Annotated in this window: 18 protein-coding genes; 12 read left to right on the forward strand and 6 right to left on the reverse strand. The window is 65.4% G+C overall.

From position 1 onward, the window contains the following. Nucleotides 1-432: 432 nt before the first annotated feature. From IP92_RS27920 to IP92_RS27965, 10 genes are all read left to right on the forward strand, one after another. On the forward strand, nt 433-1908 hold the full coding sequence (locus IP92_RS27920) for a B12-binding domain-containing radical SAM protein (protein WP_145881598.1): 1476 nt from the start codon (nt 433-435) through the stop codon (nt 1906-1908). Between the two features lie 68 nt (nt 1909-1976). Next, the gene (locus IP92_RS27925; protein WP_145881601.1) at nt 1977-3104 is read left to right on the forward strand and encodes an MlaE family ABC transporter permease; all 1128 of its coding nucleotides are present in this window, start codon (nt 1977-1979) and stop codon (nt 3102-3104) included. After that, the gene (locus tag IP92_RS27930; protein ID WP_145881603.1) at nt 3104-3934 is read left to right on the forward strand and encodes an ABC transporter ATP-binding protein; all 831 of its coding nucleotides are present in this window, start codon (nt 3104-3106) and stop codon (nt 3932-3934) included. The genes IP92_RS27925 and IP92_RS27930 overlap by 1 nt, the downstream gene beginning before the upstream one ends. A 22-nt stretch (nt 3935-3956) precedes the next feature. After that, complete coding sequence (locus tag IP92_RS27935) at nt 3957-4895, forward strand: MlaD family protein (protein WP_145881605.1); 939 nt, start codon at nt 3957-3959, stop codon at nt 4893-4895. A gap of 2 nt (nt 4896-4897) precedes the next feature. Next, the gene (locus tag IP92_RS27940; protein WP_145881607.1) at nt 4898-5512 is read left to right on the forward strand and encodes an ABC-type transport auxiliary lipoprotein family protein; all 615 of its coding nucleotides are present in this window, start codon (nt 4898-4900) and stop codon (nt 5510-5512) included. A 2-nt stretch (nt 5513-5514) separates the two neighbouring features. Beyond that, nucleotides 5515-6693, forward strand: coding sequence for a VanZ family protein (locus IP92_RS27945; RefSeq protein ID WP_371860992.1), 1179 nt, complete (start codon nt 5515-5517; stop codon nt 6691-6693). Between the two features lie 46 nt (nt 6694-6739). Continuing rightward, nucleotides 6740-7060, forward strand: coding sequence for a (2Fe-2S) ferredoxin domain-containing protein (locus IP92_RS27950; protein ID WP_145881610.1), 321 nt, complete (start codon nt 6740-6742; stop codon nt 7058-7060). A gap of 2 nt (nt 7061-7062) precedes the next feature. Beyond that, nucleotides 7063-7725, forward strand: coding sequence for an alpha/beta hydrolase (locus IP92_RS27955; protein WP_145881712.1), 663 nt, complete (start codon nt 7063-7065; stop codon nt 7723-7725). Between the two features lie 92 nt (nt 7726-7817). Continuing rightward, on the forward strand, nt 7818-8963 hold the full coding sequence (locus IP92_RS27960) for a D-alanyl-D-alanine carboxypeptidase family protein (protein ID WP_145881612.1): 1146 nt from the start codon (nt 7818-7820) through the stop codon (nt 8961-8963). Nucleotides 8964-9078: 115 nt separating this feature from the next. Next, nucleotides 9079-9984 (forward strand): aldo/keto reductase, encoded by a 906-nt coding sequence (locus tag IP92_RS27965; protein WP_145881714.1) that lies wholly within the window; start codon nt 9079-9081, stop codon nt 9982-9984. A gap of 20 nt (nt 9985-10004) precedes the next feature. Here IP92_RS27965 and pssA read toward each other — a convergent pair whose 3' ends face one another. Then, on the reverse strand, nt 10005-10763 hold the full coding sequence (pssA, locus tag IP92_RS27970; protein WP_145881716.1) for a CDP-diacylglycerol--serine O-phosphatidyltransferase: 759 nt from the start codon (nt 10761-10763) through the stop codon (nt 10005-10007). A gap of 198 nt (nt 10764-10961) precedes the next feature. Here pssA and IP92_RS27975 point away from each other — a divergent pair, with 198 nt between their 5' ends. After that, a complete protein-coding gene (locus IP92_RS27975; RefSeq protein WP_229419011.1) occupies nt 10962-11906 on the forward strand; it encodes a CAP domain-containing protein in 945 nt (314 codons plus the stop codon). Further along, on the forward strand, nt 11907-12494 hold the full coding sequence (locus tag IP92_RS27980; RefSeq protein WP_145881616.1) for an Hpt domain-containing protein: 588 nt from the start codon (nt 11907-11909) through the stop codon (nt 12492-12494). 4 nt (nt 12495-12498) lie between these two features. Here IP92_RS27980 and IP92_RS27985 read toward each other — a convergent pair whose 3' ends face one another. From IP92_RS27985 to rnpA, 5 genes are all read right to left on the reverse strand, one after another. Continuing rightward, nucleotides 12499-12699, reverse strand: a complete 201-nt coding sequence (locus IP92_RS27985) for a hypothetical protein (RefSeq protein ID WP_145881618.1) — start codon at nt 12697-12699, stop codon at nt 12499-12501. A gap of 282 nt (nt 12700-12981) precedes the next feature. After that, nucleotides 12982-14361 carry a tRNA uridine-5-carboxymethylaminomethyl(34) synthesis GTPase MnmE gene (gene mnmE, locus IP92_RS27990; RefSeq protein ID WP_145881620.1) on the reverse strand — a complete coding sequence of 460 codons (1380 nt, stop codon included), beginning with the start codon at nt 14359-14361 and terminating at the stop codon, nt 12982-12984. Between the two features lie 112 nt (nt 14362-14473). Continuing rightward, a complete protein-coding gene (yidC, locus tag IP92_RS27995) occupies nt 14474-16144 on the reverse strand; it encodes a membrane protein insertase YidC (RefSeq protein ID WP_145881622.1) in 1671 nt (556 codons plus the stop codon). 9 nt (nt 16145-16153) lie between these two features. Then, nucleotides 16154-16414 (reverse strand): membrane protein insertion efficiency factor YidD, encoded by a 261-nt coding sequence (gene yidD / locus IP92_RS28000; protein ID WP_145881624.1) that lies wholly within the window; start codon nt 16412-16414, stop codon nt 16154-16156. Then, on the reverse strand, nt 16411-16812 hold the full coding sequence (rnpA, locus tag IP92_RS28005) for a ribonuclease P protein component (RefSeq protein WP_229419012.1): 402 nt from the start codon (nt 16810-16812) through the stop codon (nt 16411-16413). The genes yidD and rnpA overlap by 4 nt, the downstream gene beginning before the upstream one ends. Between the last annotated feature and the right edge of the window lie 9 nt (nt 16813-16821).

The following is a 16821-nucleotide window of genomic DNA, read 5'->3' on the forward strand; positions in this document are numbered from 1 at the left end:
AGCCAGGATCAAACTCTTCAGTTTAATCTCTGTTTTCTAGCATTGCTGCTAGGGTCACTCACTCAAAATACTGACGAATCATCCGAAGATGATTACGTATTTTGTGCGAGCGTTTGATGCTATATATTTTGAGCTATCTGAACCGAAGTTCAGGGCACATCATCAAACGCCCACACTTATCGACTGTTGATTGTTAAAGAATTCTGCCCTTACAGGCCTTGCTACGTTAGCGACAAATCGTTGTGTTTGTCAGCAGCAGAGAGATGAGATTATGCGGTGTTTCGTGCAGCTCGTCAACCCCTCTTTGTTTCCAGCGCTTCGCGCTTTCGACAGCTCGCTGCGTCGTTGTTCGCTGCGAGGGACAGAACTATAGCGAACCGCCACCCGTTGCGCAAGGGGTAAAATGCGTTTTTTCGCGTTTCCCTTCCGCCGATGACGATCCTCCTCTCCACCCTGAACGCCCGCTACACCCACGCCTCGCTGGGCCTGCGCTACCTGCGCGCGAACATGGGCGAGTTGCAGGACGTTACCCGCATCGCGGAATTCGTCATCGGCGCGAAGACGACCGAACTGGTCGAACGCATCCTCGCACATGAGCCGAAGATCGTCGGCTTCGGCGTCTATATATGGAACGTCGAGGAGACAACAAAGCTTGTCGCCACGCTGAAGCAGGTGGCGCCGCATGTCGTCATCGTCCTGGGCGGCCCCGAGGTCTCGCACGAAACGAACGAGCAGAGGATCGTCCAGCTGGCGGACTACGTCGTCACCGGCTGGGGCGACGTCACCTTCCCCCAACTGTGCCGCGCGATCCTGCACGGCCCGAAACCGCTGATGAAGGTGCACGCCGGCGTGCAGCCACCGATGGCCGACATCGCGCTGCCCTACTCCCTGTATACGGACGAGGACATCGCCCACCGCACCTTGTACGTCGAAGCGTCGCGCGGCTGCCCGTTCAAGTGCGAGTTCTGCCTGTCCGCCCTGGACAAGACGGCCTGGCCGTTCAATATCGATACCTTCCTCGGGGAGATGGAAGCGTTGTACCAGCGCGGCGCGCGCCTCTTCAAGTTCGTCGACCGCACGTTCAACCTGAACATCAAGACGAGCCTGAAGATCATGCAGTTCTTCCTCGATAAGCTGGCGGCGCACCCGGACGATCCCGTGTACGCCCACTTCGAGCTGGTGCCGGATCACCTGCCGGACGCGCTGAAGGAAGGCATCGCCAAGTTCCCGCCGGGGGCGCTGCAGTTCGAAATCGGCATCCAGAGCTTCAACCCGGAAGTCCAGGGGCACATCTCGCGCAAGCAGGACAACGACAAGGCGGCCGCCAACATCCGCTGGCTGTGCGAGCACTCGCACGTGCACATGCACGTGGACCTGATCGCCGGCCTGCCCGGCGAGACGGTGGAGAGCTTTGCGCAGGGCTTCGACAAGCTGTGGGCCCTGGGCCCGCACGAGATCCAGTTCGGCATCCTGAAGCGCCTGCGCGGCACGCCGATTATCCGCCACACGGACAGCTTCGGCCTCGTGTTCGATCCGTATCCGCCTTACACGATCCTGGCGAACCGCGACATCGACTTCGCCACGATGCAGCGCCTGGTGCGCTTCGCGCGCTACTGGGACCTGGTCGCCAACTCCGGCCGCTTCACCTGCACCACGCCGGTGCTGCTGGGTGCACAACCGTTCGCAAACTTCATGGCCTTCTCGGACTGGCTGTACGCGAACACTGATGCCACCCACCGCATCGCGCTGGACCGCCTTGCGGCCCTCGTTGGCAAATACCTGCAGCAGCAAGGCGTCCAGGACGCGGCGGACCTGCTGGCGCGCGACGGCCATGGCGGGAAGCAGAAGGCGGCGCAATCGCCCCAAGTCGCGGCGCCGCAGCGCCAAGCGCGCCACCTGGCCGCGTAAGTGCGCTGTCACACACCGTTGAGGCAGCCCCCGTAGCGAACGAAACGAATCTCACTTACACTGGCGACATGCCCATTGCACACGAGCCAACCTTAACATTTGAACCCGGCGGCGCGTCGGGATCGACGGTCATCACCGCCGATGGCACATGGCAGGTACACGCGCTGGCTCAACGCAAGACCATTAAGGCCATCTCCGCGAAATTCAACCAGATCGCCGCCGATGCCCAATGGGACCTGACCGCGGTCGACAGCATGGACCACATCGGCGCCCAGATGTTCTGGGAAGCGTGGGGCTACAAGCGGCCCGCCACGTTGAAGCTGGCGCCTGGCCAGGAGGAGTTCTTCAAGCGGCTGGAGACCACCGGCCGGCTCGAGCTGCCGCGGCAACGCGCCCAGCGCATGGGCTGGATCACGACGCTCGGTGGCGGCATGCTGCATTTCGCCGAGCACCTGCATGGATTCGTGCGGCTGATCGGGCAAGTAGTGCAGGACCTGTGGCGCTTCATCGCCGCGCCGCAGCGCGGGCCGTGGAAGGAGATCTCCGCGAACATCTTCCATGCCGGCTTCCAGGCGCTGGGCATCACGGCGCTGGTGGGCTTCCTGATCGGCGTCGTGCTGTCCTACCTGTCGGCGCAGCAGCTGCGCAACTTCGGCGGCGACATCTACCTCGTCAACCTGCTGGGCATGAGCGTGATCCGCGAACTGGGCCCGCTGCTGGCCGCGATCCTCGTGGCCGGCCGCTCAGGCTCGTCGATCACCGCGCAGCTGGGTGTGATGCGCGTGACGGAGGAACTCGATGCGATGCTCGTGATGGGGATCTCGCACGGCTTCCGGCTGGTGATGCCGAAGGTCGTCGCGCTGGCCATCTCGATGCCGCTGCTGGTCATCTGGACCGACACGATGGCGCTGATCGGCGGCATGGTGTCGGCCAAGCTGGAGCTGAACCTGTCGGCCCGCTATTTCATCCAGAAGCTGCCGGATGCGGTGCCGCTGGCGAACTACATGATCGGCCTGGGCAAGGGTACCGTGTTCGGCATGCTGATCGCGCTCGTCTCGTGCCACTTCGGCCTGCGCATCCAGCCCAATACCGAGAGCCTGGGCCGCGGCACCACGACGTCGGTCGTCACCGCGATCACCGTCGTGATCCTGGCGGACGCCGTGTTCGCGATCGTTTTCAACGGGGTGGGGTTCTGATGCAGGCGGCCGACGACAAGGACCGCAGCTGCCCGGAGACCCCGGGCAAACTGACGCTGGACGGCAGCGTGCCCGTCGTCGAGATCACGAACCTGCAGACGAAGTTCGGCAAGACGGTCATTCACAATGACCTGAACCTGACGATCGAGCAGGGCGAGATCCTGTCGATCGTCGGCGGGTCGGGCACCGGCAAGACGGTGCTGCTGCGCCAGATGCTGGGCCTGGAGCGGCCGACCAAGGGCTGCGTGCGGGTGTTCGGCGAGGACATCACGCAAGCGAAGCCCGCCCAGCTGCAGCTGTTGCGCAATCACTGGGGCATGCTGTTCCAGCAGGGCGCGCTGTATTCGGCGCTGACGGTGTTCGAGAACGTCGCGCAGCCGATGCGCGAGCTGCGCGTGCTGCCCGATAACCTGGTGCGCGACGCCGTGCTGCTGAAGATGAACATGGTCGGGCTGGGGCCCGAGCATGCGAACAAGATGCCGTCCGACCTGTCCGGCGGGATGATCAAGCGGGTGGCGCTGGCGCGCGCGCTCGCGCTGGAGCCGAAGCTGCTGTTCCTGGACGAGCCGACCGCCGGCCTGGATCCGGACCGTTCGGAAAGCTTCGTCTCGCTGATCAAGTCCCTGCACAGGGAACTGGGGCTGACGGTGGTGATGGTGACGCACGACCTGGACACGCTGTTCGCGCTGTCGACCCGCATCGCCGTGCTGGCGGAAAAGCACGTGATCGCGGTCGGGCCGACCAAGGACGTGATCCAGGTCGATCACCCGTTTATCAAGGAATTCTTCCTGGGCGACCGCGGCAAACGCGCGCTGGAAGCGCTGCAGTAGCAGCCAAGCATAAGGAGCACACATGGAAAACCGATCACACGCCTTCATGACCGGCATCTTCACGCTGTCGCTGCTCGTGGCCGCGATCCTGTTCGGCATCTGGTTCAACCGCGACCGGGTGGAATACGACCCGTACCTGCTGGCCACCACGCTGGCCGTGCCTGGCCTCAACCCCCAGGCGGCCGTGCGCTACCGGGGCCTGGAAGTGGGCAAGGTCGACGAGATCGACTTCGATCCGAAGATGACGGGCCAGATCCTCGTCCACCTGTCGATCGATCCCGAGACGCCGATCACGAAGACCACGTATGCGACGCTGGGCTACCAGGGCGTGACGGGCATCGCCTACATCCAGCTCGACGACGACTCGGTCGGCTCGCCGCGCCTGGCCACCAATGCCGACAATCCGGCCCGCATCCCGCTGCATCCGGGCTTGCTCGACCAGCTAGAGAAGCGCGGCACGGCGATCCTGTCGCAGGCCGAGAAGGTGACGGAAAAGCTGAACGACCTGCTGTCCGACGAGAATCGCAAGACGATCCTGGCCGCGTTCTCGGACGTCAGCGACACCGTCAACCGCTACAAGGAACTGCCCGAGCGCCTCGGCCCGACGATCGACCGGCTGCCCGCACTGGCCACGAAGGCCGAAGGCGCGATCGACTCCGTCAACGCGCTCGCGCAGGACGTCACGCGCCTGTCGCAAAGCCTGCAAGGGCCGGACGGCACGCTGACGCGCCTCGGCAACTCCGTCGACCGCGCCGTCAATGGCGTGGAGGCCGTGACGACGGGCGCGCAGCTAGAGACGCTGCCCAGCATCACGGCGCTGACGGATGAAACGCGCTCGTCGATGCGCTCCGTGCGCCGCACGATGAACACCCTGAACGACCGCCCGCAGAGCATCCTGTTCGGCGCGCCGGAACCCGTCCCCGGCCCGGGCGAGCCGGGCTTCACGGCGCCCGCCAAGTGAGAATGACCGACACCATGACCAAGTTCCGCTTCCTGACCATCGCCACCGCCGCCCTGCTGGCCGGCTGCGCTTCCAGCAAGGGCCCGGCGCCCACCAGCTTCGATTTCGGCCCCGTCGCCGCGCCGGTCGCCGCGACGCCCGCGGCGGCAAGCTTCCCCGCGCTCGTCGTCGCCGACGTCACCGGCCCGGCCATGCTCGATACGGACCGCATGTATTACCGGCTGGTCTACGCCAACGCGCAGCAATCGCTGCCCTATGCGTACAACCGCTGGGCCGCCACGCCGCTGCAGCTGCTGTCGCAGCGTGTAAAGGCGCGCATCGCGCAGGGCGGCGTGAAGGTGCTGTCCACCACCGACGCCACCGGCGGCGTGCCGCTGCTGCGGCTGGAGATGGACGAGTTCTCGCAGAACTTCGCCAGCGCCAAGGAGAGCAGTGCGAACATCTCGCTGCGCGCCTCGCTGTTCCGCGACCACAAGCTCGTCGACCAGCGCACGTTCACCCATTCGGCACCGGCACCCAGCGCCGACGCGGCCGGCGGCGCCAGCGCGCTGGCCGCGGCGTCAGACGCGATCACGGCCGGCCTGCTTGCCTGGCTGGCGACGCTGCCGCCCCGTTGAGCATGAGCGAGGACGAACGCGCGGGTTCCGCGGCCGCCGGCACTCCGGCGCCGATGCCCGCGGCGCACGCCCGGCCACGGCGCGGCTCCCCGGTCGCGCGCGCAGCGCTGCTGGCCTACCTGCTGCTGATCGTCTACGCCAGCTGGTACCCGTTCTCCGGCTGGCACAACCAGGGCTTGTCGCCGCTGATCTTCCTCGAACACACGGCGATGCCACGCTACTGGACGATGTTCGACGCCGTCATCAACGTGATCGGCTACGTCCCGTTCGGCATGCTGATCGCGTATGCGCTGCACCCGCGCATACGCGGCATCTGGGGCTTCCTCGTCGCCGCCGTACTGGGCGCGCTCGTGTCCGGCCTGATGGAAGCGGTGCAGACCTACCTGCCCAGCCGGGTGTCGTCGAACCTCGACTTCTATACGAACGCCGCCGGCTGCGCGCTCGGTGGCCTGATCGGCGTGCTCACGGCGCGCAAGCTGCTGGACACGAGCCACCTGTACCGGCTGCGCCAGCACTGGTTCGCGCCGCATGCCAGCCAGGGCCTGGTGCTGATGGCACTGTGGCCGCTGGCCCAGATCTATCCGACGTCGTTCCTGTTCGGCCAGGGCCAGGTACTGCCGATCCTGTCCGAATGGCTGGGCGAGCTGCTGGAGATGGACATCGACCTGCTGTCCTATGTGCGCCCGGACCCGGAGCTAACGGTGGAACAGTACTGGTTGTCCGAGACGATGATCACCGCGTGCGGCATGGTCGGCGCGGCGCTGACCTTGCTGTGCCTGACGCGCCGCACGGCGCCGCGCGTGCTGCTGGCCGCCACCTTGCTGGTCGCGGCGGTGTGCACGAAGACGCTGGCGTCGGCACTGCTGTTCACGCCCGAGAACGCGTTCGCATGGATCACACCGGGCGCGCAGGGCGGCTTCCTGATCGGCGGGATCATGGTGGCGGGCCTCGCGTTCGCACCGCAGGTCGCGCAGCGCCGCCTCGCGATCGCCACGATCCTGCTCAGCCTCGTGGTCGTCAACAGCACCCCCGTGAACCCCTACTTCAGCGCGACGATGCAAGCGTGGGTGCAAGGGAAATTCCTCAACTTCAACGGCGCGGCGCAGTTCCTCGCGCTGCTCTGGCCGCTCTGCGCGCTGTGGTTCCTGTGGCTGCCCTCCCATCAACTCAATAAGCCGTGATCGCGGGTATCATTACGGCTTGGCTTAACCGCGCATACGAGGCACCATGAGCGACACTCCTTATTTCAAGCACCACGTGTTCTTCTGCATGAACACGCGCGACGACGGCCGCGAGAGCTGCGGCCCGCGCGGCGCCGAGCAGGCGCAGAAGCACGCGAAGAAGCGCTGCAAGCAGCTCGACATCAACGGCGAAGGCAAGGTGCGCATCAACCAGGCGGGCTGCCTGGACCGCTGCGAACATGGCCCCGTCCTTGTCGTCTACCCCGAGGGCACCTGGTACACCTACGTGGACACCTCCGACATCGACGAGATCATCGACAGCCACCTCGTCGGCGGCAAACCCGTTGAAAGGCTGAAGATCAAGTAATGATGAACAAGAACACCAAGCACTTCACGATGCAGGGCGGTGCGGGCCTGATGGAAGGCCTGCTCGACCTGCCGCTGGATGGCAAGAAGCCGCGCGGCATCGCGCTGGTCGCCCATCCGCATCCGCTGTACGGCGGCACGATGGAAAACAAGGTCGCGCAGACACTGGCGCGCGCCTTCGTCGCACTCGATTATGCAGTGGCGCGGATCAACTTCCGCGGCGTGGGCCAGTCCGAGGGCGAGCATGACCGCGGCCAAGGCGAAACGGACGACATGGAGCTGCTGTACCGGCACATGGTCGAGAAGTTTCCGGACCTGCCGGTGGCACTGGCCGGCTTCTCGTTCGGCACCTATGTGCAATCGCACCTGGCGCAGCGCCTCGCCGCGGCCGGTACGCCCGTCGAAGGCCTGGTGCTGGTCGGCGCGGCCGCCGGCAAGTGGCAGATGGCGGACATCCCGCCGCACACGATCCTGATCCACGGCGAGAACGACGACACGATCCCGATGCAGGCCGTGTTCGACTGGGCCCGCCCGCAGGACGTGCCGGTGGTCGTGATCCCGGGCGCGGACCACTTCTTCCACCGCAAACTGAATCACATCAAGAGCTGGGTCATCGCGTTGTGGCTCGGCCGCGCGCAGCAAAAGGACGACCCCGAGGAAGCCTGAGCGCCTATAATGTCCGGGCCCGCTTTTACGCTACGGTAGAAGCGGTTCCGGTTTTCGCTCGGTTCGAGCGCCATTTACAGATTTCCAGATCCATGAAAAAACTCCTCGCGGCACTGGCATCCAGTGTCCTGATTCTCTCTTCCGTCTCCGCCCAGACCCTGCCCGCACCGACGATCGCCGCCAAGTCCTGGCTGCTGCTGGATGCGACCAGCGGCCAGCTGATCGCCGCCCAGGACCCGAACATGCGCGTCGAGCCGGCCTCGCTGACCAAGATCATGACGGCGTACCTGACGTTCGAGGCGCTGCGCGACAAGAAGCTGGACATCAACCAGAAGGTCAACGTCTCCGTGAAGGCATGGAAGGTCGACACCTCCAGCTCGAAGATGTTCATCGACCCGGCGGTGCCCGTGTCGATCAACGACCTGCTGTATGGCCTGATGGTCCAGTCGGGCAACGACGCGGCCGTCGCGCTGGCCGAAGCCGTGGCCGGCGACGAAGCGACGTTCGTCACGCTGATGAACCGCGAGGCCCAGCGCCTCGGCATGACCAACACGCGCTTTGCCAACTCGCACGGCTTGCCGCACCCGGAGAACTACACGACGGCCCGCGACCTGTCGATCCTGGCCAAGCACGTGATCCAGGAATTCCCGCAGTACTACAAGATCGACTCCGTCAAGAGCTTCACGTACAACAAGATCACGCAGCAGAACCGCAACCGCCTGCTGTGGCTCGACCCGACCGTGGACGGCATGAAGACGGGCCACACCGAGTCCGCCGGCTACTGCATGGTGGCGTCGGCCAAGCGCCCGAACGGCAACCTGGAACGCCGCCTGATCTCCGTGGTGATGGGCACGAACTCGGACGCGACCCGTACGGCCGAAAGCCAGAAGCTGCTGAACTGGGGCTTCCAGAACTTCGACACGGTGAAGCTGTATTCGAAGGGCCAGGCCGTCGATACGCCGCAGATCTGGAAGGGTTCGAGCAACACGATCAAGATCGGCTTCCGCCAGGACGTGCTGGTGACGGTGCCGAAAGGCGTCGCCGCGAAGATGAAGCCGGTGCTGGAGCGGAAGGACCCGCTGGTGGCCCCCGTGGCCGAAGGCGCCAACGTCGGCAAGCTGAAGATGATGGTCGACGGCAAACCGCTGCTGGAGCTGCCGGTGGTGGCACTGCAGACGGTGGACCAGGCCTCGATCTTCGGCCGCGCCTGGGACTCGATCCGGCTCTGGCTGAAATAAACCGCCGCAACACAGCAAGCCCGCCATGCGCGGGCTTTTTCTTATGCGCTGCGCCGCCGGCGCCCGCTCTATAATTTCCTGCTCCTCCACTATCGATATCGCTGCCATGACGAAGATGCCCTCCCCCTGCCCTGTCGTTCGCACCTCCGATGACGGCCTCGCGCTGTCGCGTATCGTCGCCGGCATGTGGCGCATGGGCGAGTGGGGGATGACGCCGCAGCAGCGCCTGGCGCTGATCGAGCAGTGCATGGAACTGGGCGTCACGAGTTTCGACCACGCGGACATCTATGGCAACTACGGCGTCGAGGCGCTGTTCGGCGAAGCGCTGGCCTTGCGCCCGACGCTGCGCGAACGGATGCAGATCGTTGGCAAGTGCGGCATCCAGCTCGTCTCGCCGGCCCGGCCCGCGCACACGATCAAGCAGTACGACACGTCGGCGGAGCATATCCTGGCGTCCGTCGACAACTCGCTGAAGGCGCTGCGTACGGATTACCTGGACCTGCTGCTGATCCACCGCCCCGATCCGCTGATGGACTTCGACGAGATCGCGGAAACGTTCGAAGGCCTGCGCGCGGCGGGCAAGGTGAAGCACTTCGGTGTGTCGAACTTCTCGCGCCACCAGTTCGAAAGCCTGCACCGGCGCATCGCGCTGGCAACGAACCAGGTGGAGTTCTCGCCTCTGCATCTCGCTCCGCTGTACGACGAAACCTTCGATGGCTTGCAGGACCGGCGCGTGGCGCCGATGATCTGGTCGCCGCTGGGCGGCGGCCGGCTGTTCCGTGACGATGCGGCAAGCGCGCCGCTGCGCGCGGCGATCGAACAGGTGGCTGCCGAGACGGGGCGCCCGTTCGCGAGCGTGGTGTTCGCATGGATCATGCGGCTGCCGTGCGCGCCGATCCCGCTGACGGGCAGCGGCCGCATCGAGGCGATCGCCGAGGCGGTGCAAGGCGCCCAGTTTGCGCTGACGCGTACGCAGTGGTTCGGCATCCTGCGCGCGGCGCAGGGCCACGAGGTGCCGTGACGGCGCGTGAGTGATGCCCGTCAGTCGTCGGTATAGACCTGCGGCGGCGCGATGCCCTTCCAGCCCGCCTTCCATGCCAGGTTGAGCGCCAGCGTGCCGGCGATGTACAGCACGAAGAACAGCACGAAGTAATAGAAGCGCAGCCACGCGAGCAGGCCGACGTTCACAAGCAGCACCACGAGCGCCGCCATGCTTTTCTTCTGCTTCGAGCTGGGAAAGCGGATCGTCGACACCATCAGGCTGCCGACGACGAACAGCAGCAGCACGACGAGCCAGCCCTGCAGGCTCGTTTCCGGCGGATCGGGCCAGGCGACGACGACGGCGGCGACGCACGCGGCACCCGCCGTGATCGGCATGCCGACGAAGTACTTCGGATCGGTGCGCCCCACGTTGACGTTGAAGCGCGCGAGCCGCAGCGCGCCGCATGCCACGAATACGAACGCTGCGAGGCCGCCGGCGCGCAGCAGCGTCGGATCGGCGGGCCCCATCTGCACGAAGCCGTAGCAGTACAGCAGCATGGCCGGTGCGCAGCCGAAGTTCATCACGTCGGCGATCGAATCGAGCTGTACGCCGAATTCGGAACTGGTGCCAGTGGCGCGTGCGACGAAGCCGTCCAGCGCATCGAAGATGCCGGCCAGGACCAGCAGGAAGGCCGCCAGCCGGTAATCCTGCGGAAAACCGACGTGGGCGTTGTCCACGGAGATCACGATGCTGCCGAAACCGCACGCGATCGACAGCAGCGTGACGGAGCTGGGCAAGGCGAATTTGGCGCGCTGCATGCGCCGGGTGCGCGGTGTATTCAAGGATGCTCGCCAGGTGTTGGGGTGAGTCTTATTGTACCGCCGCCGCTGCGTGAACGAACAATGTTAACGGAACGGCAACGAGATCCCCGCACGGCGGAATTTGGCATAGAATCGGCCAAGGCCGGGCTGGACCGGCGATCGATGGGAGCTGTGACGATGCGCTCGAAGCTTGGCATGAACCTGCGATGGGAACAGATACTGGCGGCGCTGCTGGCCGCAGCGGCATTGTCGGCCTGCGGTGGTGGCGGTGGCGAGGCGGCCAACACAGGCATCACGCCCGTCACGCCCACGTCGCCCACCCCGGTGCCGGGATCGCCGACCGCCACCGGCGACACGGCCGCGGATGGATTCGCGTGGTTCAACTACCGGCGCAACCAGGTCGGCTTGTCCTCGCTCACGCGCAACGCGCAGATCGATACCGCGGCCGCCGGCCACTCGAACTACCTCCGCCTGAACAACACGGTATCGCACGACCAGGCCAGCGGCAACCCGGGATTCACCGGCACGACGCTGGCGAACCGCTTTGCCGCCGCCGGCTACAACCTGGTGCAGCCGTACGCCTACGGCGAGGTGATCTCGGCCGCGGGCGACCGCTCCGGCTTCTTCCATGCCGAAGAGCTGATCGCGGCCATCTACCACCGCTTCGTCATCTTCGAGCCGGTATTCCGCGAGATGGGTGTGGGCGCGTCGACGGGCAACAACAACTACACCTACTTCACCACCGACTTCGCCACCAGGAGCGGTTACGGCGCCGGGCTGGGGCGCGGTAACGTCGTCGTCTATCCCGCCAACAATCAGACAGCCGTACCGGTGAACTTCATGAGTGACAGCGAGTCGCCCGACCCGGTGCCGAACCTGAACGAAGTGGGATACCCGATCAGCGTGCATGCCGACATCTCGGCGACGGTGACGGTGACGAGCTTCACGGTTCGGCCGCGCGGCGGCGCCAACCTGCCGGTGCGCCTGCTGGCGCGCGCCGTCGATCCCGAAACGCCACAATCGGCGGCGGCGATCGTGCCACTGACGAAGCTCGCCGCCGGGACCACGTATGATGTGAGTTTCAGCGGCACCGCGGACAGCGTTGCCGTTACCCGCAACTGGTCTTTTACGACGAAATAGATGATGGATTCAACACAGGCCGTGCTCGACATCGAGCAGGGCATCGCGCGGCTGATGGGCAACAGCCGCATTTACTTCAATGCGCTCAAGCGCTTCGGCATCCAGATCGCGGCAGCGCACGGCATCGCCGAGCAACTGGCCGCCGGCGACCACGCCGGTGCCCAGCGCACGATCCACACGCTGAAAGGGACGGCGGGGCTGCTGGGCGCCGGTGAAGTGCAGGCGCTGGCGATCAAGGTGGAAGCGGCGCTGACGGGCGGCGACACGGCGCCGGCATTACTGGACGAACTGGCGGCGGCGCTGGACCGCGTGCAGGCGCGGATCGACACGGCCGTCGCGGAATCGGCACCGCCGCCGCAACAGCGGGAGGCGATGACGCCGCCGGAGGACATCAACGAGCTGCTCGACCGGCTGGCAGCGCTGTTCGATGAAGGCAACGGCGCGGCGATCGATCTGCTGGAACAATGGGAATCGGTGCTGGAAGAAGCAGTAGGCCAGGCGGCCTGGCAGGCCGTCGCGCGTGCCGCCTACGATTATGACTTCGAAAGCGCACTGGCGGCGCTGGAAAGCGCGCGCCGCCCGGACTGAAGCATCAGCGGGTGTATTCGGCTTCTTCGTCGAACGAATCGGCGCATTCCTTGCCGCAGAAGCGCCGCACGCTGTCCAATGGTTTCTCGCAGTACCAGCACGAGCCCTTTGGGGGCAATGCCTGGCGCGGCCGCGTGGCCGCCGCGATCGGCGCCATCAGCGCGCTTGCACCATCGGCCGGCACCTGCTCTTGGGTCGGTTCCATGATCTTCCCCTTTTCAGACAGCACGTCAACTGCCAGCAAGATTACGTCAGTGGAAGGCTTGCCGCATGAGCCGCGTCAAGACCGCTGAGCGCCCCCGCTCGAGTTGCTCTGATCAATCATAGCAGGATTAAATCAGGTCAACAGGCGAGGTTTCGTGCGCCACCGCACGCCCGGGGCGTTTCGCGGCGGGACCGCCACGCGCCTTCATAGGGAGGAAAAATTTTTCAATGGAAAGATACCGGGCGATAGTCGTAAATCCGCTACCGCCATGCGGGAGGGCGCCTACTTCCCGATACAGAACCGGCTGAAGATCACCCCGAGCAGATCGTCCGACGAGAACGCCCCCGTGATCGTCGACAGCTGCACCTGCGCCAGGCGCAACTCCTCGGCAAACAGGTCCAGCGACTGGTCCGTCTGCGCCGCGTGTTCGCCGGCCCGTTCCAGGTGGCGGGCGGCCGACTTCAGTGCGATCAGGTGCCGCTCGCGCGCCAGGTACAGCGATTCGCCCGTCTGCTGCCAGCCGGCGATGCGCAGCAGCTCGCGGCGCAGCAGATCGATGCCCGAGTGGTCGTGCGCGGACAGGTAGATGTGGGTCGCATCCTCGCTCGCGTCGAGCGACGGCTTGTGGCCGGACAGGTCGATCTTGTTCCAGATCCGCAGCACCGGCACGCCGGCAGGGAAGCCGGCGATGATCGCCTCGTCGGCGCGGGTCGGGCCGTGGTTCGCGTCAAGCATGTGCAGGATCACGTCCGCCTTGCCCACTTCGCCCCAGGTGCGCTCGATGCCGATGCGCTCGACGACGTCCACCGCTTCGTCATGGCCACGGATGCCGGCGGTGTCGATGATGTTCAGCGGGATGCCTTCGATCTGGATCGTCTCGGTGACCTTGTCGCGCGTGGTGCCGGCGATCGGCGTGACGATCGCCACGTCCGCGCCGGCCAGCGCGTTCAGCAACGACGACTTGCCGACGTTAGGCTGGCCCACCAGCACGACGTTCAGGCCTTCGCGCAGCAGCGCGCCCTGCGACGCCTGGCGGAACACCTGGTCCAGCGCCTCGACGATGCCGCGCAGCTGGCCGCGCGCGTCGGACTTTTCCAGGAAGTCGATCTCCTCCTCGGGGAAGTCGAGCGTGGCTTCGACCAGCATGCGCAGGTGCGTCACGCGGTCCACCAGCGCGTGGATCGCCTGCGAGAACGCGCCGGACAGCGATTGCGAGGCCGACTTAGCCGCCGCTTCCGTCGACGCGTCGATCAAATCCGCCACCGCCTCGGCCTGGGCAAGGTCGAGCTTGTCGTTCATGTAGGCGCGGCGTGTGAATTCGCCCGGCTCGGCCAGGCGCAGGTGGCACGCCTGTCCTGCCTCCAGCACCCGCTGCAGCAGCATCTGCAGCACGACGGGGCCGCCATGGCCCTGCAGCTCCAGCACGTCCTCGCCCGTGTACGAGTGCGGGCCTTTGAAGTACAGCGCGAGGCCCTGGTCGATCAGCGTGCCGTCGGCCTGGGTGAACGGGATATACGTCGCGTGGCGCGGCTTCAGGTCGACGCCGGGAAACAGCGCCTGCGCCAGCGCCTGCAGGTTCTTGCCGGAAGCGCGCACGACGCCGATACCGCCGCGGCCCGGTGCGGTGGCGATCGCGGCGATGGGGGAAGTGTCCAGATTCATGGGGAGGATTTTAAAGGAACGAAAAAAGAACCCGTGTTGCACACGGGTTTTGCTGCTGAGCTTGTGTCCCCTGGTGCCTGGCACCAGGGGACACGGGCTCTGCCGTTGGCGCTTACTTCGCTTCCGCCGGCGCCAGCTTCTTCGTGATCACCCACTGCTGGGCGATCGAGAACAGGTTGTTGACGACCCAGTACAGCACGAGGCCGGACGGGAAGAACAGGAACATCACCGAGAACGCCAGCGGCATGAACAGCATCATCTTCGCCTGCGCAGGGTCGGCCGGCTGCGGATTCAGCTTCATCGTCACGTACATCGAGATCGCGTACAGCACCGGCAGCACGAAGAACGGGTCCGGTTTCGTCAGGTCGTGGATCCACAGGGCCCACGGCGCGCCGCGCATCTCGACCGATGCGTTCAGCACCCAGTACAGCGAGATGAACACCGGCATCTGCACGAGGATCGGCAGGCAGCCGCCCAGCGGGTTGATCTTCTCGGTCTTATACAGCTCCATCATCGCCTGGTTCATCTTCTGCGGGTCGCCTTTGTAGCGCTCGCGGATCGCCGTCATCTTCGGCGTGACGACCTTCATCTTCGCCATGCTGCGGTAGCTCGCGGCGGACAGCGGGAAGAACAGCAGCTTGATCAGGATCGTGAAGGCGATGATCGTCCAGCCCCAGTTACCCAGCGCGCCGTGGATCTTCTCCATCACCCAGTACATCGGCTTGGCGACGATCGTCAGCATGCCGTAGTCCTTGACCAGCTCCAGGCCCGGCGTCACCTTCTCCAGCGCCGCCTCTTCCTGCGGGCCGGAATACAGCTTCGCCGTGTTCGACACGGTGGCGCCCGGCGCCAGCGCGCCCAGCGGCTGCACGACGCCGATCGCGTACGTGTTCGTATCCACCTTGCGCGTGAAGATGTCGTGCATCAGCTTCGTCTGCGGCACCAGGGCCGACACGAAGAAGTGCTGCGAGATCGCAACCCAGCCGTTGTCGGCCTTGGTCGGGTGGTCCGGCTTGAAGTTCGGGTTCTCGCGCTTGGCCGCGTCTTCCTTCTCGACCTTCTCGAAGGTCAGCTTCTTGTAGTGGTCCGCTTCCGTGTACAGCGTCGGGCCCGTGAAGCTCGAGTTGAACCACGACGAGCCTTCCGGTTTGTTGCCGTCGTGGACCAGCTGCAGGTACAGCTCCGGGTTGACCGGTGCCGTGCCGACGTTCGTCACGTCGTGGCGCACGTCGATCACGTAGTCGCCGCGCTTGAACGTGTACGTCTTCGTCAGGCGCACGCCACCCTGCTCCGCATCCATCACGAGCTGGATCTGGTTGTTGCCGTCCAGCGCGCGCGGGCCCGGGCGTACCGTGAAGCCGCTGTTATGGTTCGGCAGGTTCGCCGCGCCCACGAGGCCCGACTGCGCCAGGTAGACGCGGTTGCCACCTTGCTGGAACAGCAGCTGGTTCTTCGTCGGGTCGATGCCGTCCTTGAACTTGAGCAGCTCGAGGCGCTTGATCTGGCCGCCCAGCGTGTCGATGTCGACCTTGAACACGTCGGTCGTGATCGTCACGGTCTGGCTCTGGAACGGTGCCGCGTTACCCGGCACCGCGGCCGCGCCGGCGGTCGTGCCGACAGCGGACGGCGTGCCGGCGGGTGCCTTGGCCGGAGCCTGTGCCGTCTTGGCCGGCGTGGGCGCGAACATGGACGGCCGGCCGGTGGAGATCATCCACTCGTTCCACAGGGCGACGAGCGAAACGGCGAAGACGATCCACAGGATGGTGCGTTTATTGATATCCATTGGGTCAAGTCAGGAATGGTTGCAACCGCAAGCGGTCGTGGGGGAATGCTTTGGCGGTACGGGATCGAACCCGCCCGCGTTCCAGGGATGGCAGCGGCACACGCGGCGCGCGGCCAGCCAGCTGCCTTTCGCGGCACCATGCACGCGCAGCGCCTCGAGCGCGTAATTCGAGCAACTGGGGTAGAAACGGCAGCTGGGCGGCATCAGCGGGCTGAGGGCGACCTGGTAGGCGCGCACCAGCAACCGCAGCGGCAACGTGAACAGCTTCATTGCCGTGCCTTCGTCTGCGAAGCGAACAGGCGCGCCAGTTCGATGCGCAGCGCCGCTTTCAACGGCGTGCTGGTGGCCGGGTTGGCCTTCGTATTGACCGGCTTCGCGAGCCGCACGACGCAATCGATCGGCGGCAGGCCGGTCGTGCGGAACAGTTCGCGCGTCAGGCGCTTGATGGTGTTGCGCGTGACGGCGCGCGGTGCGAAGCGTTTGGCAACGACAACGCCCAGCCGCGCATGGGGCAGCTGATTCTGGCGGGTGTAGAGCACGAAGTGCGCGCTTTTCTGAGCTGGGCGCAAACGAAAAACGGATGAAAATTCATCCGTTTTAACGATGCGCCGAGCGCGCGCGAAGTCGTGTGAACCTTCGCCTGTCGAGCCGTTGGAACCGATGTCCACGCTCAGCGA

The sequence above is a fragment of the Pseudoduganella flava genome (assembly GCF_007830495.1).
GTDB lineage: Bacteria > Pseudomonadota > Gammaproteobacteria > Burkholderiales > Burkholderiaceae_D > Rugamonas > Rugamonas flava.

What these genes read in the sequence shown, in the direction of transcription:
- IP92_RS27920 (WP_145881598.1), top strand. Translation starts at nt 433, where the DNA reads ATGACGATCCTCCTCTCCACCCTGAACGCCCGCTACACCCACGCCTCG.
- IP92_RS27925 (WP_145881601.1), top strand. Translation starts at nt 1,977, where the DNA reads ATGCCCATTGCACACGAGCCAACCTTAACATTTGAACCCGGCGGCGCG.
- IP92_RS27930 (WP_145881603.1), top strand. Translation starts at nt 3,104, where the DNA reads ATGCAGGCGGCCGACGACAAGGACCGCAGCTGCCCGGAGACCCCGGGC.
- IP92_RS27935 (WP_145881605.1), top strand. Translation starts at nt 3,957, where the DNA reads ATGGAAAACCGATCACACGCCTTCATGACCGGCATCTTCACGCTGTCG.
- IP92_RS27940 (WP_145881607.1), top strand. Translation starts at nt 4,898, where the DNA reads ATGACCGACACCATGACCAAGTTCCGCTTCCTGACCATCGCCACCGCC.
- IP92_RS27945 (WP_371860992.1), top strand. Translation starts at nt 5,515, where the DNA reads ATGAGCGAGGACGAACGCGCGGGTTCCGCGGCCGCCGGCACTCCGGCG.
- IP92_RS27950 (WP_145881610.1), top strand. Translation starts at nt 6,740, where the DNA reads ATGAGCGACACTCCTTATTTCAAGCACCACGTGTTCTTCTGCATGAAC.
- IP92_RS27955 (WP_145881712.1), top strand. Translation starts at nt 7,063, where the DNA reads ATGAACAAGAACACCAAGCACTTCACGATGCAGGGCGGTGCGGGCCTG.
- IP92_RS27960 (WP_145881612.1), top strand. Translation starts at nt 7,818, where the DNA reads ATGAAAAAACTCCTCGCGGCACTGGCATCCAGTGTCCTGATTCTCTCT.
- IP92_RS27965 (WP_145881714.1), top strand. Translation starts at nt 9,079, where the DNA reads ATGCCCTCCCCCTGCCCTGTCGTTCGCACCTCCGATGACGGCCTCGCG.
- pssA (WP_145881716.1), bottom strand. Translation starts at nt 10,763, where the DNA reads ATGCAGCGCGCCAAATTCGCCTTGCCCAGCTCCGTCACGCTGCTGTCG.
- IP92_RS27975 (WP_229419011.1), top strand. Translation starts at nt 10,962, where the DNA reads ATGAACCTGCGATGGGAACAGATACTGGCGGCGCTGCTGGCCGCAGCG.
- IP92_RS27980 (WP_145881616.1), top strand. Translation starts at nt 11,907, where the DNA reads ATGATGGATTCAACACAGGCCGTGCTCGACATCGAGCAGGGCATCGCG.
- IP92_RS27985 (WP_145881618.1), bottom strand. Translation starts at nt 12,699, where the DNA reads ATGGAACCGACCCAAGAGCAGGTGCCGGCCGATGGTGCAAGCGCGCTG.
- mnmE (WP_145881620.1), bottom strand. Translation starts at nt 14,361, where the DNA reads ATGAATCTGGACACTTCCCCCATCGCCGCGATCGCCACCGCACCGGGC.
- yidC (WP_145881622.1), bottom strand. Translation starts at nt 16,144, where the DNA reads ATGGATATCAATAAACGCACCATCCTGTGGATCGTCTTCGCCGTTTCG.
- yidD (WP_145881624.1), bottom strand. Translation starts at nt 16,414, where the DNA reads ATGAAGCTGTTCACGTTGCCGCTGCGGTTGCTGGTGCGCGCCTACCAG.